Below are 21791 nucleotides of genomic sequence, written 5' to 3' on the forward strand. Positions count from 1 at the left end.
TCAAAGCTAGGCCCTTTGCTGCAGCGATTGAGGCAACGCGGCTAGCTATACGTTACCTGTTTCGATACCGAGGGCTAGTTCGCCTTACAGAACTGCCCGGCCGTTTGTCCAACTCATCAAAATCGAAACTGCTCCATTGGCTTTTCATGGAAGGCCTAGATTCAGATCAACACAAATGCTGGCGCCTTGCTGATCACCCCGTAGGGCGCTGAGTATATCAGAAACTCAAACTGTTCTTGACCACATAACGATCCCGGTCGGAGCGTCTCATTGAGATCTTGCACAGTAAGCTCGGTTTTTGCAGCATTCATCGCCACCGCAATCGCCTGTCTGTTGCCCCAGACTTTTCCACGCAGCGTCCCATCCAGCGCATCATGAGGACTCGCGATACTGAATTCGGTCCAGTCGGCATCCACGCCATCACAGACAAGATGGCTGACTGCGTGCAGCAATGTTACAGCCATCTCGGCTCGGTGTATTCAAACTAATTCGATTGCAGTCTGACAGTGTCGAACATGCCCGTTGTATCAATTTTCAGAATTATTCCGTTTCACTTGCATCCGCTCACGGAGAAGGAGCTTAAGCCGAGCGTTTTCAGCTTCCAGTTCGGCCAGTTCCTCGTCTGTCACCTGACCATCTGTGATTTTTGGCTTTCGTACACGGGAGCGCTTTTGCGGTGACGTGGGAGCCGCAGCAATGGTGACTTTTCCGTCAGCCTCCACCTCGGTCTCTGGCCCCGCCTGACTTGACGACGCCGCACGCGTCTGCAGTTCGCCGGTATTCACTAGCGCAACTACAGATGGGTTTACCGGCTCTATCTTTGGAATTGTCTCTGCACCGGTTCCATCAAAGTCTTTCGCCGAGATTTTGATCGACAATATTGCATCTGGCTCCTGATCAGGCGGTTCTGGGCTTTGATCGGCTACGCCCTCAACATCAGGTATTTCATCTGTCGTACCGTCGTTCCGGCGCGACCGCCAGTTCTTCAATCCCGCAAGGATACGCTCGCCCCATGATTTCATAATCGATCGACTCCCTGTTTGCACCCAAACGGTTTGAAGCGATGCGTCTGCTGTTATCCAGACAACGCGACAGCCTAATCGACGATAACCCCATCAGGCCTTTATGACCAGAACGCAGGACACTATTAGATTATGCTAAATTCTTGAGACAGAGCACAGTTCAAAGTGAATGCGGATTGAATGAGTGATCATCTACTATTTGAGCTCCGCTGCTCTAGTTGTCTGAGCATTGTGAGCAAGTGCCTATTCTCGACACGCAGTTTCGCGACCAGTTCGCGCTTTAGAGAAGCATTCTCAGTTTCGAGAAACGACAATTCGGCCCGAATATCTGCATCGAGGTCAGATTCTGTTGCGATTTTCTGCATCTGCAGCGCAACGTTCTTCACCCCGCGCCTAACAGGCGGATTTTTCTGCCTATCAATAACGTCCTCGGCGATGTCTGGTTTTTGAAATGGATCCGGTACAATTGGCGTTGCTTCTATTTCAAGAAGACCAATGATGGGAGATTCTTGTACGAGCGGAGCGTTTGCAATCGTCTCAGTAACGGCCACAACCTTTGGCACAACTTCTGTGACATTGGTGTCAGCCTCATTGCTAATTATTTCAGAACGATGCGGCTCCGCGTGAACCTCTACCCGAGATTGTGGTGTATCCTCTTCCACTTCCCGGGCAATGGACTTCAAATCGAGCCCCCCCCATAAGGATACATTCTCCTTGCGAGCACGTCTATTCTTGTACTCGACGACAACATTGCGGACTGGATTTTTCATCCGTGAATAGCTTTCCTAAGGGAATATGACAGCAGGGAGCACCAAGAGCTTTGTCGCTATCTATAGATTTTGTATCCAGATTTCAACGATTGGCACAGCTTCGACGACGAAAATCGCCCTCGAAAGCAAGCCATTTTATTTTCACCCCCATGAAGCACACAACTTTATTTCTACATTAAGCATTCATCTGTATATTCAAGAACCGAGCAATTTCCCTAATGCCAATCCAGGAGAAACTCAAAATGGCTGATGAAACGATTACAGATGCAAAACCGACTGTAACTGAAACCAAAGCTGCTGAACCTGTCGGCAATAAACAAAAATCACGCGCCCCGCGGAAAAAAGCTGCGCCAAAATCCGCAAAGACTGGAGCGGCCTCCGCTTCAACGGCAACTAAAGTTGGAGCTAATCCTGCCAAATCTCCCAAAGCCACTGTAAAGGCAGAACCCGTTGCAGCTCAACCGACAGAGCGCAAGCGCAATAAGTACACCCCGGCGCAGCGCGCCTCCATCCTCGCAGCTGTCGAAAAAGCAACGAAAGGTGGAAAGAACACGCTCAAGGCTGCATTGCAGCAGGTTGAGGTAAGCGAACAGACTTATTACAACTGGAAAAATGCGGCCGGGACAACAGCGGCCGCGCCTTCAAAGGTGTCTTCAAGCGACGATCTTGCAACCTTGGTGGCTCTTGAAGCTGAGAACCTTAAACTGCGCAAGGAACTGGCTGCGAAGCTGCGCACCGAAAACGAAGAACTGCGCAAGCGTCTCGGTAAGACTTGAGAAAGACGCGGGGCATAGCTCCTGCGCCAAGCGTCATCAAAAACAGGTGATTTCGCATAATGAAGTCACCTGTTTTGTTTCTAAGCGAAATCGGGAATTCTTGATCTCTCATTTGAGATGTCGTCCAATATTTTTTGCAAGACCACAAGCGAGGAACAACTCCGCGTAAGCTATGCAGCTATCAATTCTCCAGCCTGGGGATCATGCAGATTGTCTGCACTGTTGGATTATGACCAAGAGCGAATGATCCCTGAAGTAGCGTTTAACACCGTTCATCTAACCCGCATACGGAGCCGCTTGATGATCCTGAACCCCACTCAGGTCTAGGCAATCTATAAAGCCATGCAAGTCCTGAATGATAGAGGAGGTCAGCTGCTTGCTGCGACGTTATACACAAATCCCTTTTCCGCACCCCTATCGGTGCATCTCCGACGCTTGACCTAATCTTGATTTCCTCGCCATTTTCTCGTTAACTCTATAACGTTTCGCGAGTTTTTCGGGGGAGCATGCGATCACCCTCGTTCCGCTCGGACAGAATACGTGGGCTTAGCGCTGGCAGGAAGAAATGGACCCATAGAGCGACCCTCTGCGAAGACGACAACAATGCACCATCACGCGGCATGACTAAACGCTCGGGGTTGTGTCATTTTTGATTTTGATAAGTAGAATAGCGTAATTCTTTCGCTTCCTGGAGCAGTGTTGCCATCTCCAAAGCGGCTAAATCCTCATCATGCTTGAACACAGCATTCGCGACACGTTTGTGACGTGTGATCCATCGATCGTCCTCTTCACTCGTGGCCTTTAATCCTGAATGGAATAGATGACGCAGGCCAACCGAAATGAGTTGACCGAGAGAGACAAACAAACGGTTCCCAGATGCGGCAAGAATCGAGATATGGAAGGCGATATCCTGCTCCACCCTATCGTTGGTGTCCAGATAGGTCGCCATGCCACGCAAGGCGCGCCGGATTGCTGCTTCGTCTTCCGTATTGTAATGCCGCGCCGCCAATCGAGCAGCCTCCGGCTCAATCGTCATACGTAGCGCGTAGAGATCGAGGATCATTTTTTCTGTCTGAACGGGGTCTTGCAACGCCCATTCCAGAATCATGGGATCCATCATGTTCCAGCGTTCACCAGGGCGAACGACAACGCCAATTTTCGGTTTTCCTTCCACCAGGCCTTTGGAACTTAAAATCTTCAGCGCTTCTCGCGTGGCGGTTCGGGAAGCGTTGAAGGTCTGCCCGATATCGGTTTCGCTGCCTATGACAGTATCTGGCGGGTAGACACCCGAAACAATTCGCATACCCATTGTCGTCACGATTGTTTCATGAACTCCAACCGTAGAACTCTCGTTCTCTCCAGTGTCGCCGCGTCTTAGCTTCAAACCCTGCCTCCGATGTTTTGTCGAAAAAGGCATAGCCGAGTCAGAGGAAGAACACAAACAAGCCTATTTAAATTTTAATAATACTACACTTGACATTAATAGTAATATTATTAGGTTCTTGGCGATGGGAGGCGGTGCATTGCGGCGACTGTATCGACAGAACATCCTGTCAGACCTGCTATTTTTCGCGGCGCGGGGAGCGCCCTTTGAGGACCAAAATGAAAATCACAAAGCTCGAAACATTCGTCGTGGCACCACGTTGGCTTTTCCTCAAGGTCTCGACGGATGAGGACATTTTCGGCTGGGGCGAACCCGTTCTGGAAGGTCATGCGGAAACGCTTGCTGCGAAGATCCGAGAACTAGAAACCTTGCTCATCGGGCGTGATCCACTCCACATCGAAGACACATGGCAGATGATCTACCGCAATGGCTGCTATCGTGGTGGACCTGTGTTGATGAGCGCTATGTCCGGCATCGACATGGCGCTGTGGGACATCAAGGGCAAAACTTATGGACAGCCTATACACGCACTTATGGGCGGCAAGGTCCGCGACAGGGTGCGCACCTATCGCTGGATCGGAGGTGACCGGCCCGACAATCTGGTCACAGATGCCAAAGCCTTGATCGAAGCGGGTTACGATGCGTGCAAACTGAATGCTACCGAGGAAGTTCAATTCCTCGATTCCTATGCAAAGATCGACAGGATCGTTGCGAAACTGGCTGACCTGCGTGACGCGGTCGGAACCAGCATGGATTTGGCATTCGACTTTCATGGACGTCTGCATGCACCGATGGCCAAGATATTACTGAAAGAAATCGAGCCGCTGCGTCCGATGTTTATCGAGGATGCCGTCGTCTCGGCTCAGGTCGATCATATGGCCGACCTTGCCCGTTCGACTTTCATTCCGCTGGTAATTGGCGAACGGATGCACAGCCGTTACGAATTCCGGTCGGTCTTTGAAAAGCGTGCAGCTGGCATCGTCAATCCAGATGCCGCACATGTCGGTGGAATTTCGGAAATGGTACGCATTGGACATATGGCGGAAGCCTATGACGTTGCACTGGCACCGCACTGCCCGCTTGGCCCGATAGCACTGGCCGCCAGCCTTCAGGTGGATGCGATCTGTTACAATGCCGTCATTCAGGAGCAATCGCTCGGTATTCATTACAACAAGGGTGGCGATCTGAATGATTATCTGGCTCCCGAAAGCCGGTTCGAGGTAGAACGCGGCTTTCTCGCAATTCCCGATGGTCCGGGTCTCGGCATCGAGGTGAACGAGGATGTGGTCCGCGCCCGCGCCGTTGACGGCCATGCATGGCGGGCACCTGTTTGGCGCCACGCCGACGGCTCGATTGCCGAATGGTAACTCGCGGCAACGCTCTGGTTTTCCGCGATGTTTCTTCAGTGTGATCGGCTTCGCTCACGCAAATCACTAAGCCGGCAAATTTTCGGCAGAAAACTATCAGCAGTTCAATTGCCTGACTTCCGCGGTCGCAGTGTGCGATCGCAAGCGACGGGGCAGCGCCCCGTCATTTTCTTGAGAACAGGAGGAGCCTCATGATCTTGGAAGAAAAAATAATAAAAAAGATAACTTGGCGAATGATGCCCTTTCTGGGGATACTGTACCTCATCGCCTATATTGACCGCCAGAACGTAAGCTTTGCAAAGCTGCAGATGGTCGATGCATTGAACATGAGTGAATATGCTTACGGTCTCGGCGCGTCACTATTCTTTGTGGGATACTTCTTTTTCGAGGTTCCAAGTAATCTGTTGCTCGAGAGGTTCGGGGCAAGCAAGTGGTTCGCCCGCATTCTGGTCTCATGGGGACTGGTCACCATCGCGCTTGCTTTCACCCAGAGCCCGACAATGTTTTATGTGCTGCGTTTTCTGCTAGGCGCATGTGAGGCGGGTTTCTTTCCGGGCGTCCTTTATCTGCTTACTTTATGGTTTCCCTCACAGTATCGCGGCTCAATGGTTGGGTTATTCATGATTTTCAGTGCGATCGCCAACGCGATAGGAGCACCCCTCGGTGGTTCGCTGCTTGCACTTGATGGAATTTTCGGCCTAGCCGGATGGGAGTGGGTCTTCCTCGTTACAGGAATCCCTGCAGTCATTGCGGGTATAATCACCTGGTTTTATCTCGATGATAAACCTGAACAGGCCAAATTCCTCTCAACGGAAGAAAAAGACTGGCTGAAACAGAAGCTGCTCCAAGAAAAGGAAGCTCTCGCGCCGAGTAGTAGCAATCCTTTCAAAGCGATGATCGATCCGCGCGTTTTGCTTATGTCGGTTTGCTTTATTGGCTTTCCGCTATCTGCCTATGGCCTCAGTTATTGGCTTCCGACCGTGCTTAAGAGTTTTGGTATCGGGGATGTTGCCAACGGATTCCTCAACATCATTCCCTGGGTGGTTGTGGGTATTGGTCTCTACGTTGTGCCAGCAAAGGCCGCCAAAGCCAAATCATCAACGCCTTACATCGTCATTCCGGCGGTTTTCGGGGCCGTGTGCCTTGTGCTCTCGGCAGTGGTACCAAACCAGACCGTTCAGTTCATTTTCCTCTGTCTGGCAGCCGGGGGCATTTTTGCTGGTCAGCCCGTATTTTGGAGCCTGCCATCGCGTTTTCTCACGGGTGCGGGGGCAGCGGCAGGCTTGGCGGCCATCAATTCGATCGGCAATCTCGGCGGATTTATCGCTCAGAACGTAGTCCCCTGGATCAGGGACATGACAGGCAGCACACTGACGCCGATGTTCTTTCTGGCGGCCTGTTTGTCTGTTACCGCATTCCTGTCGGTCATTGTCAGCCGTTTGATCAACCGGAGAGACTGATAAGGGAAATAGAGTAAAGCCGACGTTGCTACCTGCACCATCCGGCAAAACGCGGCGTTGCCCAAAGGCCACGCCGCGTTGCAAACAATTTAAATAATGGTTGAGCGAAGCAGGTTCAGCTTGGAATTCCGAATCCGTCTACTTTAAGCGCCGTCAGGTGATCTTTATAAAGGGCGGGATGCAATCGCCACGACGCCCGTTAGAGCGCATCCCGAAAAGTATGAAACGGCTTTCAAAAAAGATGCGCGTTTAAAAGCGCCGGTCCGGTTCATCCGGACTGCGATGCGCTCCGTTGCTTTGTCCTTCAATCATTGCCGTCAGTCAAAGGTCCAAGCGAACGGGCGAAACGCAAGACCATCTCCAATCCAGCCTGGGATGGTCTGAGCGCAGGCGCACGATCAAAAATCTCGATACCTGCTCGCAAGCCAAAAAGACGTTTGCCATAGCACATTAGATGTTCGATGCCTTGCATCGTGTTGACGACGGCAGGAAGCATCGTTTCGTAAGAGCTTTGCGCCTCCTCTTCCCATCCATCCATGAAGAACTCATAAGTCTTGACGGCATAATCGATACAATCGGGCGCCAGAATGAGCCCTTTGCAACCGGCCCGAAGATTATCCGGCAATTCAAGTCCGGCCCGTCCATTGAATACCGGCATGCGCCCAGCGGTGACCTGAATCAGATTGGCAATATCGACGACCGGCCCCTCGCCTTTGATGAGTTGTATATTGGGATGCCGCTCGCCAAGATCGCGAATGTCTTCGGCATTCAGGCCGCGGCCCATCAGGGCCGGAGCGTTCTGGATGGCGACCGGAAGAGAGGTGCTATCCGCGACGCGGCCGAAGAACCCCATATATTCCCGGGCCTGAAACTGGCCGATCATAGGTGGCTGGAGAATAAGCCAGTCAACGCCCAGTCTTTCAGCCTCACACACCTGACGTATCTGCTCTGCAACAGACGAACCGTAAATGGTGATTGCAACGGGCACCTGTCCCCCGGTGTCCTCAACAAGCCACTGCATGACCTTGCATCGTTCAGCTTCGCTCAGCTTAGAGGCTTCGGTGGCCAGTCCCAGCGCAGCCACGCCATGCACACCCTGCGCAAGACACAATTCGGTTTGCCGGCGCATCGCCTCACGATCGAGATTTTCATCCCGATCGAAAAGCGCATAGAGAATGGCGTGGATGCCGTGAAGGGCACCAGGAGAAAAACTGGACATATAGCAATCTCAATGTCTTCTGCTGAAATCGGCAGATTTGCGGGTATCGATAGTTATTTCACGATGTTTTGGCGTGGCGAGCATCTTTGCCAGAGAAATGCCCAATATGCCGCCCAGTATCAGCGCAGCCGACACCAGTGTCAGCGCGAGATCGTAGCTATTGGTTGCGTCCTTGATCCAGCCGATGGCCGGAGGCAGCACCAGTCCCGCCACATTGGCCAGCGCATTGATGAGTGCAATCGAGACAGCAGCTGTCAGTCCGGAAACATATTCCGTTGTCACGGCCCAGAAGATGGGAATAACAGCCCAGTTCAAACCAACGGACAGAACGATCAGAACATAGGAAACATGTGTGTTGCCAGCATAGACGGCCGCGAGCAACAGCAAACCTGCAAGCGTCAGCGGCACACCCAGATGATAGGCCCGTTCACGGGTGGCATCTGAATGGCGACCATTGAAGAACATGAAAATGCAGGCCGCTATGAAGGGTACTGCAGATAGCAGGCTGACTGCCAGGTCGTCACCGCTTGAAATGCTTCGCACAATCAATGGCATGAAGAGTGTAATTCCAATCGTTCCGAATGCCTGCAACAGCCAGAAAGCTGCAAGCAACCAGACATTCTTGTTTTGAAATGCTGTGTGCCAGCTCGCCTTATGAGCAGATTGCCCCGTGTTCTGTTCCGCATCAATCTTTCGCTCCAACGCACCGGATTCAGCCGGCGAGAGCCAGCCGGCGTCCGACGGGCGGTCTGGCAGGAACCGCAGTACGACAAATCCGAGAAGGACGGCCGGCAAGCCTTCCACGAAGAACACCCAGCGCCAGCCTGCCACGCCAAAAGCCCCGTGAGCATGAAGCAGCAACCCCGAAAGCGGGAGCCCAATGACGGATGCAAGAGCGGCACCGATGTAAAAGAAGGACATTGCATGCGCGCGTTCCTGCGAAGGATACCAGCGCGCCAGATAGTAGATAATGCCAGGCGTAAAGCCCGCTTCGGCGGCTCCCAGGAGCAATCGCATCCCGTAAAGCTGATAGGCGCTGGTGATAAAGGCCATACCCATGGCCACCAGCCCCCAGCTCATCATGATGCGCGCAATCCAGCGCCGCGCTCCAAACTTGGTGAGCGCAACATTACTGGGCACTTCAAAAATGATGTAGGTGAGAAAGAACAGACCTGCAGCCAGCCCGTACATACTGCTGGTTAGCCCCAGATCGGCATTCATACCCAGTGCCGCGACCGAAATATTGGATCGGTCGATATAGGCAATCAGGTACAGCAGCATCAAAAGCGGCAAGATGCGTAGATTTATCTTCCGCATTGTAGCCTGGTGTTCCTTACTCATGGTCTCCTCCCCAGTCGACATATAATGGCTGATCAAACATCATACGTTTAACATATGATGTTTGATTTTCAAGGCCGAAGTTTGCTAAGACTGGAGGAGAAGCTCGGGGTCTCGACAGCCAGGATAAGTTCCTGGAGCGCGTTTCGATCTGATTGAACCAGATCGGCGCTCCAGATACTTGTTTTGACGCGCATCTTGTCCGAAAACCGTTTCACACTTTTCGGGACGCGCTCTGGCCTGTTGCCAATCCCTTTCACCCGTGCCAACGCAGAAGTAGACAAACAGAGAAGTCCATATGAATCAGAAGAAGCCTAACCGGACACAGACAGTGGTCGATGCGCTGGGAAGACGTATCGTATCGGGCGAATTTGCTATTAATGCCGTGTTTCCTTCAGAACCTGAACTGGAACGGGAATATCAGGTCAGCCGGACGGTCATCCGCGAGGCGATAAAAATACTGTCCGCAAAGGGGCTTGTCACCGTGCGGCAACGGCATGGCACACATGTCAACAACAGGGAAGACTGGAGCTGGCTCGATGCTGATCTGATCAGGTGGCTGTCAACCAGCACTCTGGCCAAGCAGGAATTACTGGCCTTTTCCGAAATCCGCCAGATCATAGAGCCGGAGGCCGCCGCGCTTGCGGCCTTGCGCGGCGACGAGAGCCAGAAACAACGAATAGTCGACGCTTACCACCGAATGGCAGGTAATCAGGAAGAGGAGAGCAAGGCCGTTGCGGCTGACAAGGCGTTTCACCTGGCGATTCTTGCCGCTACAGGAAATCCGGTCCTGCTCAGCTTTCAGAAAGTCATCGAAGCCATTTTCGACGCATTGTTTCCTTATACGACGAAGGCATTCGCCGATAATATCGAGAACCACCACCAGGTCGCGGAAGCTATCCATCGCGGCGACGCCCCCGCCGCAAGACAGAACATGAAGGAACTGCTTGCGGAGACGGGGCGCTACATCGAAAAAAACACCTGAAGAATGCGCCGATCTTGTACAAACAACACAGTCACGGATATGCGTGACGAAGAACGAGTTGTCGCCGCATCTGGGTTCCCTACGCGCGATGTTGCTGGATGCTCAGCCCGCCGTCGATGGTTAGGCAAGTCGCGTTCATGAACGGGCATTCGTCCGAAATCATGAACACTGCCGCCATGGCGATTTCATGCGGTGAGGCTATCCGCCCGCCCGGATGCAGCGCCATAGTCTCAGCGCGCGCCGCCACGGGATCAGGAAAACTGTTCCAATAGTCGACATTCTTCTGGGTCTCGACATAGCCTGGAGCAATGGCGTTTACCCGGACCTGCTGTGGTGCATATTCCAGTCCCAGCGCCTTGGTCATTCCCATCAGCGCATGTTTCGCGAGCGGATATGGAAATGTATGCGGGATGATAGTGAAGGCATGCGTCGAGGCTATGTTGAGAATAACCCCGCCGCCCTGCTCTATCAGACCCGGCAGAACGGCTTTGCTGCAATTCCAAGCACCCTTGAGATTGACATCGAAGCAACGGTTCCATTCGTCGTCGGTCGTTTCCAGCGGCTTTGCAAATACATTGATGCCGGCATTGTTGACCAGCGCGTTAACGGGTCCGATCTCGTCACTCGCCTGCGCGACCGCTTTGAAGATGGCGGCAGCATCTGAAATATCCGCCTTCGCGAACCCGATTACGGCCCCCTGCTCGCGCAAAGCGATGGCTCCGCGCTCAAGGCGCTCCAGGTCCCTGTCGATGAGGAACAGCCGCGCACCTTCCTGCGCAAAAGCCTGTGCGATCGCAAGACCTATGCCTTGCGCCGCGCCTGTGACAAATATCCGTTTTCCGACAAGCCGGTCAGTCATATCCCTATTCTCCCCTTACCATTCCGCAACGCTACCGTCAGCGTGGCGCCAGACGGGATTGCGCCAGTCATGACCGATCTTGGCCCGCTCTTTGACGTATTCCTCGTCGATCTCAACGCCCAGGCCCGGTCCTTGCGGGATGGCGACATAACCGTCGTGATATTCGAAAACCTCGCGATTGGTAATGTAGTCGAGAATGTCATTGCTCTCATTGTAGTGAATGTTCAGGCTCTGTTCCTGAATAAAGGCGTTGTAGCTCACCGCATCCACCTGCAAGCAAGCGGCAAGCGCGATTGGTCCCAATGGACAATGCGGCGCCAGTGCCACGTCATAGGCTTCAGCCATCGCCGCTATTTTACGACATTCGGTGATACCGCCTGCATGAGACAGATCCGGCTGGATTATATCGACATAACCGCACGACAGGATCGATTTGAAGTCCCAGCGTGAATAAAGCCGCTCGCCCAGGGCAATCGGGGTCGATGTGTGATTGGCGATTTCAACCAATGCCTCTACATTTTCAGACAGCACCGGCTCTTCGATAAACATCAGTTTGAACTGGTCCAGTTCGCGAGCAAGAACCTTTGCCATCGGGCGATGGACGCGCCCGTGAAAATCGGCACCGATGCCGACATGCGGGCCGACGGCCGCACGCACAGCGCCAATCGTTTCGACAATTGCGTCGATCTTGGCGTGGCTGTCCACGATCTGGAGTTCCTGGGCACCGTTCATCTTCAGCGCCGTAAACCCGCGATCCACCATCTCCCGCGCATTGGTTGCCACATCGGATGGACGGTCGCCTCCAACCCAGGAATAGACCTTGATACGATCCCGGCACTGGCCTCCCAGCAGTTCGTGCACCGGCACACCGAGCGCCTTGCCCTTGATGTCCCACAGTGCCTGATCGATGCCTGCAATGGCGCTCATCAAAATGGGCCCGCCACGGTAGAAACCGCCGCGATACATGACGTTCCAATGATCCTCGATCCGTCGCGGGTCCTTACCGACGAGATATTCGGACAATTCGTGCACGGCGGCTTCAACCGTCCGCGCCCGACCTTCGATAACCGGCTCGCCCCAGCCGGAAATCCCTTCATCAGTCTCGATCTTCAAAAACAGCCAGCGTGGCGGAACAATATAGGTCGTCAGTTTGGTTATTTTCATCTCGATCATTCACTTCTGGAGGATTTGGGAAGAGTTTCGACCGCAAGGCGGATTGTTCCACCCAGAGATTCACCTGGAGCAAGAACACTCAAATCGCCAAGATCGCGGCGGTGATGCCCGTTAGCCTTGTGGGTCATAGGCTCAAGGCAAAAGAAATCCGGCATTGCCGTTGCGGAATTTGCTGCATAGGGCAGATACAGAAACGCATGAGCGAAAACCGGGTCGCAACGCATCTCCAGCGCAAGTCCTGTTTCCGGCCAGAGAATGCGGGCTGGTCCTTCCAGACCTGAAAACCCGTTATTGATCCATCGCCCCGGTAGCGGACGCGGCTTTCGAAAATCGAAAGTAGCGCTCAACTCCAGCTCGTCGCCCGGCAGCGAGCCTTCTGCTTCTTCATGAAAGCTCTCCGCCTGAAATTCGAGCAAAGTATCAGGTCGCAATGGAAAATAAGGATGCCAGCCGAGACCGAAAGGCAGGGCATGCGCGCCCTCGTTGACGACGGACATGTGCAGACTCAGGCCATGCTCGTCGACGCGAAATACCTGCCGGGCTGTATAGTCATAAGGATTGGCGCCGTCGCTATGGTGACGGTAACTCAGCGTCAGCGCGTTTTCCGACTGCTCCGCCACATTCCAGAGCGCCAGCCAGCCGTCCCCGTGCAGGTAGAGGGAATCACGCAGGCTGTTGGCTGGAAGATGATAAGTACGGCCTTCAAACACGAAACTGTTGCCGCCAAGCCGGTTTCCGAACGGAACCAGAGGAAATCCTGCACTATTTCCCGGCCCCGGTTGATTGTGTGTTGCAGACCGTAACAATGCAGTCTGCGAGCCGTTCTCCTGTCGCCACCACAGCCCCAGCATGAAGCCGCCTTGCGCGGAGATACTGGCCGACAGCTTGTTTGAACTGATGTGCAAAGCCATGAGAGCCTCTTTGTCAACGCACGGAGCTGGAACATTTCAAATCAAGACGGAACCGCCTCGCATTTTCAGCAAGCAGGCTAAGCCGTTCCAAAAACCCGATCATAGGCCGCGATGGTGCGGCGTGCGTTGTCCCCGACAGTCTCAACCGTGTCTCCAGGTCGATAAAGGCTGGTGCCGAGACCAAAGGTTCGAACTCCTACCTTGGCATAATCGGCAAAGCTCGCGTCGGAAACTCCGCCCACCGCGCCCACCACAGCATCTACCGGAAGGATAGTCTTGATTGCTGCAATACCGGATGGTCCGAGCGCTCCGGCAGGAAAAAACTTCAGCGCCGATGCACCACTTTTCAGGGCGAGAAGGGCTTCCGACGCTGTGTAACATCCGGGCATGGAGTAAAGTCCGCGTGCCGTGGCGGCATTGATGACTTCCGGATCCGTGTTGGGAGTGACCATGATGCGGCCGCCAAGATCGGCCAGCTTTGCAACATCATCCACAGTCAAGACAGTACCGGCGCCAATCAGTGCCTTGTCGCCAAACAGTTTCACGGCCTGCCCGATCGAGGTCCATGGCTGCGGAGAATTCAACGGGATTTCGATCGCCTCAAAGCCTTCCTCCAGCAGAACAGTGAGAATGGCTTCCACCTCTTCATTGCGAATGCCGCGGATAATAGCCACAAGCGAACGCTTGAGCGCAGGCCACACAGGTTTGGTATTCATCTCATACTCCAGACTGGGAATGGATTGAGCGGGCAGCGACCAACAACCCTTCCCTCACGACTTTCTCGCCATCGAAGAGCTGGACGCTGAACCCGGCCTGCTCCATTACGGGCTGATAAAGCCGGTTCAAGCGCTCCGACGCAACCAGCCCCGCTGCACCGCCACCGTAAATGCGTAGCGCCGTGCCGACTTCCGCTCCGATCAGCACACCCGACAAATGCGCGGCACCATCCGCGTGCTGCTCAAAGCCCAGCAGTTGGCTGGCGCGTATCTGGAACAGCATCGCGAGAGCCTGTTCCGGCGCCGCCAGGCTACGCTCGACAGCTTGGGCGAATGCCGCCGTCCCGGCGTCAAAACTGTTTGCGGGATCAACCGCATGTTTGAGTATCGAATGTTGCGACAGCACCGCAAACAGTTCACCGGTCATGAAGCTGGTGAAACCCGTCACTTGCCCGTCGGCAATATTGACCCATTTGCAATGGGTACCCGGCATACAGACGAGCCCGTCGGGCAAGGTTTCAACAACGCCCGCCAGTTGCGTTTCCTCGCCGCGCATTACATTCGCGGCATCGCTTCGAATTTGCGCAACGCCCGGGATGATGCGGATATCACGTCGGGCGCCCGATACCTGAACCGCATTCTCAACCAGCCGGTCCAGCCGCGCGGGAACGGACAGATAGGGTGCTTCCACCCAGCCCTGACGCGCGCCTGCCATTCCGCTGATGAGGACAGGCAGATTGGCGGGAGCGCCGAAATGGTGAAGATGTCGTTCCAGAACAGCGGCAAATCCAATTTCCGCTGCCTTCGTCATGCCTTCGTCGCTTTTGCTTTCACCCAGCACAGCACCATCCTGATCAACCAGCCAGAGCCGGAAACTTGAGGTGCCCCAATCGACCAGAGCATAGAACATGTCATTCACCATCATCTGCCGCCGTCAGCTTCTGAAGGCGATGGTGGAGGAACGCAGATTGTCGAGCAGCACCGCCAGCAGCAGAATGAAGCCGCGCACGACATACTGGTAGAATGCCTGGATATTCAGCAGGTTCATCACATTTTCTGCAATACCCATGATAAGCACACCCACAATCACGCCTGTCATGGCGGCACGTCCGCCAGCCAGCGAGACACCGCCCAATACACATGCCGAAATGACGGAAAGCTCGAGACCTGTTGCCGCATTGGGCTGACCGGAGGTAATGCGCGATGCCAGCAGGATACCTGCGATAGCGCAGATCAGCCCTTGCAGTGCAAAGATCCATACCCGCATCCCGACAACATTGACGCCTGCCAGCCGCGACGCTTCCGGATTGCCACCGATAGCCAGCGTATTCTTGCCAAAGACGGTGCGGTTCAGGATGAAGCCGAACACAATGAATAGAGCGACCATCACCCAGATCGGTGTCGGCACGCCGAGGAACTTTGAAAGAGCCAGCTGATAGAAGGAGGGATCGTTGATACCTACGGCGCGACCATCCGAGGAAATCAGTGCCAGACCACGGACAATCTGCATGGTCGCGAGCGTAGCGATCAGCGCATTGACCTTGAACCGCGCGATGACGACACCGTTGAAGAGGCCGACAACAAAGCCAGCCGCCAGAGCGGCCAGCAGGCCGACGAGAATGGACCCGCTGACATTGGAAGCCATCACGGCAATCATGCCCGTAAAGGCCACGTTTGAACCGACCGAAAGGTCGAAATCCCGCGAAGCCAGGCAAAGCATCATCGTGCAGGCCACGATGCCGATTGTTACGACCGATTGCAGCAGCCCCAGCATGTTGCGCTCGGTGAGGAAATTGGGAACCGTCAGCGCCACGACTGCAAAGGCGATGGCAAAAATCACCACCAGCCCCTGTTCGCCGAGAAGGAGTTTTTTCAAAGCGGTCATCGTGATGCAACCTTCTGACTGTCAAATTGGATGGATGCCGTACGATCCGGTAAGGCCGCGGCAAGAATGGTGCGCTCGTCAAAACCAGCGCGATCTACGGAAGCGGCAATGCGGCCTTCGCACATGACGAGAATACGGTCCGAAATACCCATCACTTCGGGCAATTCACTCGAAACAACGACAATCGCCATGCCGTTTTCGGCAAGACCGTAGAGAATTTCATAGATCTCGGCTTTTGCGCCGACATCGATGCCGCGCGTCGGCTCGTCGATCATCAGAACCTTGACGTTCTGCTCCGAAAGCCAGCGACCGAGAATGACCTTTTGCTGGTTACCGCCCGACAGATGGACGATATCCTGCTTGCGTGACGGCGTGCGCACGCGCAGCTGCTTGATGCTCTTTTCGGCAATATCGGCTTCCTTGCGCGGACTGATCAGTCCCATCGGGGAAAAATGCCGGCGTGTCGAAATGGCGATATTTTCTTCAATGGATCGTCCCTGCAAGATGCCGTCCGCCTTGCGATCTTCCGGGCAAAGCATGATGCCCGCCTCGATGGACTTGCGCGGACTGTTGGCAGAAACCTTCATGCCGTCGACTTCGACACTGCCATTGTGGCGGCTGTCGGCACCATAGAGCAGCCGCAGCATTTCGGAACGCCCGGCACCGATAAGGCCGAACAGGCCGAGGATTTCGCCGCTGCGCACCTCGAAGCTCACCGGATCCGGCAATTCGAGCCCGCTGAGATTGTCGACCCGCAGCCGCACCTGGTCGCTTATCGGCCGGCCGCGCCAGCCCCAGATATCGGAAATCTCGCGTCCCACCATTTCCGCGATCACCTGATCGCGCGTGACACCCTCAAGGCTGCTGTGATGGGCCGCAAGCTTGCCATCGCGCAACACGGTGAGGCTGTTGCAAAGATCGAAGACCTCGTCCAGTCGGTGAGAGACATAAAGGACCACTTTGCCTTCGGCTTTGAGCCGACGGATCAGCTTGAACAGAATTTCACTTTCGCGCGAAGACAGTGACGATGTCGGTTCGTCAAGCGCAATCACGCGTGCATCGACCATGATTGCCTTGGCGATTTCCACCATCTGGCGTTCGCCGATGGAAAGCCGCGCCACCTTGATCGAGGGATCGATGTCCAGGCCGATATCGGCAAGTTTCCTGGTGACCTCATCGGTCAACTGTCGGGAATTTATGACACCGGCCTGATTGGGAAAGCGGCCAAGCCAGAGGTTTTCAGCAACCGTCAACTCCGGAACGAGCTGCAGTTCCTGATGGACGACCACCACACCAGCCTGAAAGGCATCGCGGACCGACCCGTATTTCTGCTCGATGCCATCGATAGTTATCGTGCCGCTATTCGCAGCCTGATCACCGGAAAGGATGCGGATCAGCGTGGATTTTCCGGCGCCATTTTCTCCCATGAGGCCATGGACACTGCCCTTGGCCACGGTGAAGGAAACGTCGGAGAGCGCATGCACGCCCGGATAGGATTTCGAGATATGACTGAACGCCAGAAAGCTATTCATGACATCTCCGGAAGCTGTATTGGCATATGGTGAAGAAGGGACACGGCCGCTTGAAGTTCCAACGGCCGTGCCGGGAAGAGACTGCTCGACTTATTCGATGCCGAGACCTTTTCTCACCTGCTCGAAATTATCGCGCAGGGCAAGTTCACCAGTGGTAAGGGTGAGCTTTTCCGGTTCCTTTTCATTGGCAACCCACTCAAACATATTGAGTGCGGTTTCATAACCGTGACGCTTCGGCGAGATGATAACCGTGCCATAGAAACCGGTAGGGCTAGGCTTCTTGAATTCGTTGATGGCCGAATCCGATCCACCAATGCCCACGGCAATGACATTATCCGACGAAATACCCACGCTTTCGGTAGCGCGAACAGCACCCAGAACCGCCTCGTCGTTGAGACCGACGGCGACCCAGTATTTGATTTTCGGGTTCTTGTTCAGCACCACGGTCGATGCATTCAGAGCCGCTTCTGTATCGGTCTTGGCCTGCGGTGCATCGAAAACATTGCCTTCAGGCAGTCCTGCTGCCTTCATTGCCGAAAGCGCACCTTCGACACGATCAACGGCAGTCGGCAACTGGTCATAGGAAACGCGGACCGCGCCGACATCCTTCCAGTCCCAGCCACGCTTCTTCACTTCGTCGCTGATGGCCTGGCCGACAGCCTCACCGATCTTGGTGGCGGAAATGCCCATGTGGGGCACGTCTTCAAGCGGCTTGCCATCGGCACCGACAAGACGGTCATCAACCGTCATCAGCTTCAGATCGTTGGCAGCAGCTTTCGCCACGATGCCAGGTCCAAGCTTGACGTCAGGCGTGCAGATAATCACGCCCTGCGCGCCTTGCGCACCGAGGTTGTCGAGTGCGGCCTGAACCTTTTCGCCGTCTTGCGCAGCGATCTTGACCAGGGTGAACCCTTTTTCCTTCGCCGCGATATCGGCGAATTTCCATTCGTCCTGGAACCACGGTTCTTCCGGCTGCTTCACGACGAAGCCGATCTTCACGTCCGCGGCCATAGCCGAGGTTACGGTGACGAATGCAACAGTTCCGGCCACGAGCGCAGCCTTAAACAAACTCATGATGACCTCCCAAAAAAACTTGCCCCGTCACTCCCCGACGGTTGCAGATTCGTAGCTTCATTGATCGTATCCGTCAACTATCTAGTATGATGAATTATTTCTATTGTAATATTTATATATACGTATAATCATACAGGAAACCTGATCGACAGGTGCGCGCCGTTATGGTGGATTGAACCGTCGATTTCAGGTAATGCGCCAGAAGCAGCGATTCCGCGCACTGCTTTACAAATAAGCGCTATTACCGCAGCTTTGCATGGAGGTTGAGAGTGACAGCAGTATCATCGAACGAGGCGGCGCCGGTTTCCCCATCTGCTGCAGCGCGCCCACGCGTGAAAAGCAATGTCATTTCAGCGCTTGCTCTCGATATTTGCTCCGATACCTTCGCGCCAGGCAGTTTTCTGCCGCGCGAGAACGACCTTTGTGCACGCTACAATGTGAGCCGGACAGTCATTCGCGAAGCACTGAAAGTACTGGAGGCCAAGGGCCTGGTTCGCGGACGCTCCCGTGTCGGTACCGTTGTTTGCGAGCACGACGAATGGAACATTCTGGACCCGCAAGTCATAGAATGGCTTGGGGATCGGGTTGTTGAATTCAACTTGCTCGATTGTGTGCTGGAAGCAAGGCGTTGCATTGAACCGGCAGCCGTCGTTCTCGCCGCAAAAAAGGCTACCACGCAAGAAATTGCGGATATCGAGAAAGCCTGGCAAATGATGCGAGACGCTGAGAACGATATTGGAAGCTTCACGGAAGCTGACGTGCTTTTTCATTCATGCTTGCTCAAAGCCAGCCACAACCAGGTTTTTCGTCAGCTCTCGCATACGATCAGCGCAGCTCTCAAATACTCGCTTCAAACGTCCAATGAGATTGCAGATACACGTGACGATGCCATCGCAGCTCACGGCAATCTGGTAGAGGCGTTGCGGATGCGGGATGTGGCCAAAGCAATCGAAGCCATCAAGCTGGTGCTCGACATGGCGGAAAAAGATCTGGATCAGGCCAAAATCACGGCATCGTAAACTCGGGAGACAATCACCCCGATCACACTCATAATCAGCCGGCAAACAATTTTTCCGGACAATTGCATATCGCAATCATAATTTGCTTCTTGCTATCTCCATAAATGCTCTGATGAGCGCGCCTGAGCTTCGCTCATTCAGGCATATGGCAGCTTCGTCCATGAACATTTCGCCGGAGTTAATCTGGATTGCCTTCAACCGCATGTCGGCACTGAATTCGGCTTTGGAGACGAAGCCGACACCGGCACCGCTCGCAACGATCTCCCGCACGGCTTCGCGCCCTTCAGCTTCGATGACGGGCATCAGTTGAATACCCTTGCTTGCAGCAAGTTCCTCAAGCTTCTTGCGCGTCTTCGATCCCTGTTCGCGGAAGATCAGCGGCATTTCCGCGAGCTGCTCCAGGGTCAGGGCCTGTGCTTTGGATGCCGGATGATTGACCGACGCAAAGGCAATGATGGGCGATGAACTGAGTTTGTGTATCTCGAAATCCTGGGAATCGGGAACTTCTCCCAGGATGCCTATATCGGCTTCATAACTATAAAGAGCCCTGACGACTGAATCGGTATTCCCCGTATTCACATTGATTTTCACGTCCGGATAGCGATCGCGGAACACACGCAGAATGCCCAGGAGATGATGCGCCGCATCGGCAAAAATAGTCAGATTTCCAGTCCTGAATGCGCGCGACTCGGACAGCAATTCATTTGCCTGTTTCTCTACCTCGAACAAACGATGGGTAATTTCGAGAAGCCTTTGACCAGATTCCGTGAGCGTGACTTGTTTCTTATGTCTGTAAAAAAGCAGGATGTCATATTCGTCTTCGAGCTTGCGCACCTGATCGGAGATCGCAGGCTGCGTGAGATAAAGCGCTTCCGCAGCGCGCGAAAAGCCGCCGTAAATCGCCACATAGTGAAAAGCACGTAGTTGCACGTATCTCATCGCATGACACCTTGCTCATCGGAATTATCATAAATTAAATTTATGGACTGATCTGAAAGAACGATTTTACAAATACTCTTTCAAATCACACTTTATGTCCAGCCATTTGAAGCAAGTCCGATCGCGGCGAGACCGCGCGGAGCTTGATTGACACTCAGATGAAACGCTGGAACAGGAGGTTCAAGCACGATGGCGCTCTATGATATAGCTATTGTCGGTGGGGGCATTATCGGCCTTGCCCATGCTTACGCCGCAGCAGTTCGGGGCAAGAAAGTGATCGTGCTGGATCGGGATGCGCAGAACAATGGAGCGTCGATCCGCAATTTCGGATTTGTAACGATAACCGGCCAGGCACCGGGCGATTGCTGGACCAAAGCGCGGCGCACGCGTGAGATATGGGAAGATGTTGCCAATGCTGCCGGCATCGACATTCTTCAACGCGGCATGTTGCTTGCCGCTCGACATGGCCCGGCAGAAACACTCATCGATGCATTTCTGAAAACGGACATGGGTTCGGAGTGCAAGAAGATTACAACAAGAGAGGCACAACAACGCGTGCCGAACTTGCGGCCGGAGGCCGCTCAGTTCGCTCTATCCAGTCCGCATGAGATCCGCGTCGAATCCCGAGAAGCCCTCCCCCGTCTGGCCGCTTTCCTGCGTGAAAAACTGGGTGTTACATTTCAATGGAATACCCATGTTCACGCGGTCGATGCACCATCGATCCTGACAAGCAACGGAATTGTCGAAGCAGACGTGGCAATAGTCTGTCCCGGCGATGATTTCACGGGGCTCTTTGCCGAGCGGTTGCAGAAGTATGAACCGACACGCTGCAAGTTGCAGATGCTGCGCATTGCTTCGCAAGCAAGAGCAAAATTCGAGGCAACGATTCTCTCCGAGCTTTCACTCGCGCGTTCATCAGGCTATGCTGGGCTTCCAGCGCTGACCGAACTGCAACTTCAGTTGAACAGCGAGATGCCCGACCAGCGCCTGAACGACATCCACTTGATCGTTGCACAATCGTCCGATGGTTCGCTGGTCGTCGGGGATAGTCACCATTACGCCAAGACGCCCGATCCTTTTGGCTCAACCGAAGTTGAGGAGTTCATGCTTGCAGAGCTCGACCGCGTACTGGCGTTGCCGGGACGCAGTGTTTCCACACGCTGGGTCGGCACTTATGCATCCGCGCCCGGGCGCTGGCGCATCACGGATCAACCATCGGATGCAGTGCGGATCGTTGTCGTCACGAGCGGTTGCGGTGCTTCAACGTGCTTTGCAATTGCTGAAGAAACAATTGACGGCCTGTTTGGCAGCCAGGCCATCAATATGAAAAATTCTGTACCTCAACTGGTTTGACGGCGGTTT

21 protein-coding genes are annotated in these 21791 nt (G+C 54.2%); 6 read left to right on the forward strand and 15 right to left on the reverse strand.

Annotation, left to right across the window (positions count from 1 at the left end; translation table 11 throughout):
* Positions 1-161: 161 nt before the first annotated feature.
* The 3 genes from CQZ93_RS14235 to CQZ93_RS14245 all read right to left on the reverse strand — a co-directional run bounded on the left by CQZ93_RS14235 (position 162) and on the right by CQZ93_RS14245 (position 1792).
* Positions 162-464 carry a hypothetical protein gene (locus tag CQZ93_RS14235; RefSeq protein WP_105543339.1) on the reverse strand — a complete coding sequence of 101 codons (303 nt, stop codon included), beginning with the start codon at positions 462-464 and terminating at the stop codon, positions 162-164.
* A 63-nt stretch (positions 465-527) separates the two neighbouring features.
* Complete coding sequence (locus CQZ93_RS14240) at positions 528-878, reverse strand: hypothetical protein (protein ID WP_146114446.1); 351 nt, start codon at positions 876-878, stop codon at positions 528-530.
* A 332-nt stretch (positions 879-1210) separates the two neighbouring features.
* Positions 1211-1792 carry a hypothetical protein gene (locus CQZ93_RS14245; RefSeq protein WP_105543341.1) on the reverse strand — a complete coding sequence of 194 codons (582 nt, stop codon included), beginning with the start codon at positions 1790-1792 and terminating at the stop codon, positions 1211-1213.
* A gap of 242 nt (positions 1793-2034) precedes the next feature.
* Between CQZ93_RS14245 and CQZ93_RS14250 the strand changes: the two genes are divergently transcribed.
* On the forward strand, positions 2035-2568 hold the full coding sequence (locus CQZ93_RS14250; RefSeq protein WP_105543342.1) for a transposase: 534 nt from the start codon (positions 2035-2037) through the stop codon (positions 2566-2568).
* 643 nt (positions 2569-3211) lie between these two features.
* Here the strand turns inward: CQZ93_RS14250 and CQZ93_RS14255 are convergent.
* Complete coding sequence (locus CQZ93_RS14255) at positions 3212-3952, reverse strand: FadR/GntR family transcriptional regulator (RefSeq protein ID WP_181153388.1); 741 nt, start codon at positions 3950-3952, stop codon at positions 3212-3214.
* A 218-nt stretch (positions 3953-4170) separates the two neighbouring features.
* Between CQZ93_RS14255 and dgoD (CQZ93_RS14260) the strand changes: the two genes are divergently transcribed.
* Both dgoD (CQZ93_RS14260) and CQZ93_RS14265 read left to right on the forward strand, forming a co-directional pair.
* A complete protein-coding gene (gene dgoD, locus CQZ93_RS14260) occupies positions 4171-5319 on the forward strand; it encodes a galactonate dehydratase (RefSeq protein WP_105543344.1) in 1149 nt (382 codons plus the stop codon).
* A 191-nt stretch (positions 5320-5510) separates the two neighbouring features.
* Entirely contained in the window at positions 5511-6779 is a 1269-nt protein-coding gene (locus tag CQZ93_RS14265; RefSeq protein ID WP_105543345.1) for an MFS transporter, read from the forward strand.
* Positions 6780-7083: 304 nt separating this feature from the next.
* Here the strand turns inward: CQZ93_RS14265 and CQZ93_RS14270 are convergent, their stop codons facing one another.
* Positions 7084-7998, reverse strand: coding sequence for a dihydrodipicolinate synthase family protein (locus CQZ93_RS14270; RefSeq protein ID WP_105543346.1), 915 nt, complete (start codon positions 7996-7998; stop codon positions 7084-7086).
* 9 nt (positions 7999-8007) lie between these two features.
* Positions 8008-9339 carry an MFS transporter gene (locus tag CQZ93_RS14275; protein WP_181153389.1) on the reverse strand — a complete coding sequence of 444 codons (1332 nt, stop codon included), beginning with the start codon at positions 9337-9339 and terminating at the stop codon, positions 8008-8010.
* A gap of 328 nt (positions 9340-9667) precedes the next feature.
* On the opposite strand from CQZ93_RS14275, the gene CQZ93_RS14280 reads away from it, so the two are divergent.
* Entirely contained in the window at positions 9668-10321 is a 654-nt protein-coding gene (locus CQZ93_RS14280; RefSeq protein ID WP_181153390.1) for a FadR/GntR family transcriptional regulator, read from the forward strand.
* 79 nt (positions 10322-10400) lie between these two features.
* Here the strand turns inward: CQZ93_RS14280 and CQZ93_RS14285 are convergent, their stop codons facing one another.
* From CQZ93_RS14285 to CQZ93_RS14320, 8 genes are all read right to left on the reverse strand, one after another.
* Positions 10401-11180 carry an SDR family oxidoreductase gene (locus CQZ93_RS14285; protein WP_105543348.1) on the reverse strand — a complete coding sequence of 260 codons (780 nt, stop codon included), beginning with the start codon at positions 11178-11180 and terminating at the stop codon, positions 10401-10403.
* Positions 11181-11195: 15 nt separating this feature from the next.
* Positions 11196-12344, reverse strand: a complete 1149-nt coding sequence (gene dgoD, locus CQZ93_RS14290; RefSeq protein WP_105545137.1) for a galactonate dehydratase — start codon at positions 12342-12344, stop codon at positions 11196-11198.
* A 5-nt stretch (positions 12345-12349) separates the two neighbouring features.
* Complete coding sequence (locus CQZ93_RS14295) at positions 12350-13264, reverse strand: aldose 1-epimerase (protein WP_105543349.1); 915 nt, start codon at positions 13262-13264, stop codon at positions 12350-12352.
* Between the two features lie 77 nt (positions 13265-13341).
* The gene (locus tag CQZ93_RS14300) at positions 13342-13980 is read right to left on the reverse strand and encodes a 2-dehydro-3-deoxy-6-phosphogalactonate aldolase (protein WP_105543350.1); all 639 of its coding nucleotides are present in this window, start codon (positions 13978-13980) and stop codon (positions 13342-13344) included.
* A gap of 1 nt (position 13981) precedes the next feature.
* Positions 13982-14902 (reverse strand): 2-dehydro-3-deoxygalactonokinase, encoded by a 921-nt coding sequence (locus CQZ93_RS14305; RefSeq protein WP_105543351.1) that lies wholly within the window; start codon positions 14900-14902, stop codon positions 13982-13984.
* 12 nt (positions 14903-14914) lie between these two features.
* Positions 14915-15865: an L-arabinose ABC transporter permease AraH gene (gene araH, locus CQZ93_RS14310; protein WP_105543352.1), complete on the reverse strand. Its 951-nt coding sequence runs from the start codon at positions 15863-15865 to the stop codon at positions 14915-14917.
* Entirely contained in the window at positions 15862-17397 is a 1536-nt protein-coding gene (araG, locus tag CQZ93_RS14315; protein ID WP_105543353.1) for an L-arabinose ABC transporter ATP-binding protein AraG, read from the reverse strand. Before araG ends, araH begins: the two co-directional genes overlap by 4 nt.
* 90 nt (positions 17398-17487) lie before the next feature.
* Entirely contained in the window at positions 17488-18471 is a 984-nt protein-coding gene (locus CQZ93_RS14320) for an arabinose ABC transporter substrate-binding protein (RefSeq protein ID WP_105543354.1), read from the reverse strand.
* A 263-nt stretch (positions 18472-18734) separates the two neighbouring features.
* On the opposite strand from CQZ93_RS14320, the gene CQZ93_RS14325 reads away from it, so the two are divergent.
* The gene (locus CQZ93_RS14325) at positions 18735-19490 is read left to right on the forward strand and encodes a FadR/GntR family transcriptional regulator (protein WP_422616097.1); all 756 of its coding nucleotides are present in this window, start codon (positions 18735-18737) and stop codon (positions 19488-19490) included.
* Positions 19491-19565: 75 nt separating this feature from the next.
* Here CQZ93_RS14325 and CQZ93_RS14330 read toward each other — a convergent pair whose 3' ends face one another.
* On the reverse strand, positions 19566-20429 hold the full coding sequence (locus CQZ93_RS14330) for a LysR substrate-binding domain-containing protein (RefSeq protein ID WP_105543356.1): 864 nt from the start codon (positions 20427-20429) through the stop codon (positions 19566-19568).
* A 189-nt stretch (positions 20430-20618) separates the two neighbouring features.
* Here CQZ93_RS14330 and CQZ93_RS14335 point away from each other — a divergent pair, with 189 nt between their 5' ends.
* Positions 20619-21782 carry a TIGR03364 family FAD-dependent oxidoreductase gene (locus tag CQZ93_RS14335; RefSeq protein WP_105543357.1) on the forward strand — a complete coding sequence of 388 codons (1164 nt, stop codon included), beginning with the start codon at positions 20619-20621 and terminating at the stop codon, positions 21780-21782.
* The last annotated feature ends 9 nt before the right edge of the window (positions 21783-21791 follow it).

Origin of the sequence: Ochrobactrum vermis, assembly GCF_002975205.1 — a bacterium.
Lineage (GTDB): Bacteria > Pseudomonadota > Alphaproteobacteria > Rhizobiales > Rhizobiaceae > Brucella > Brucella vermis.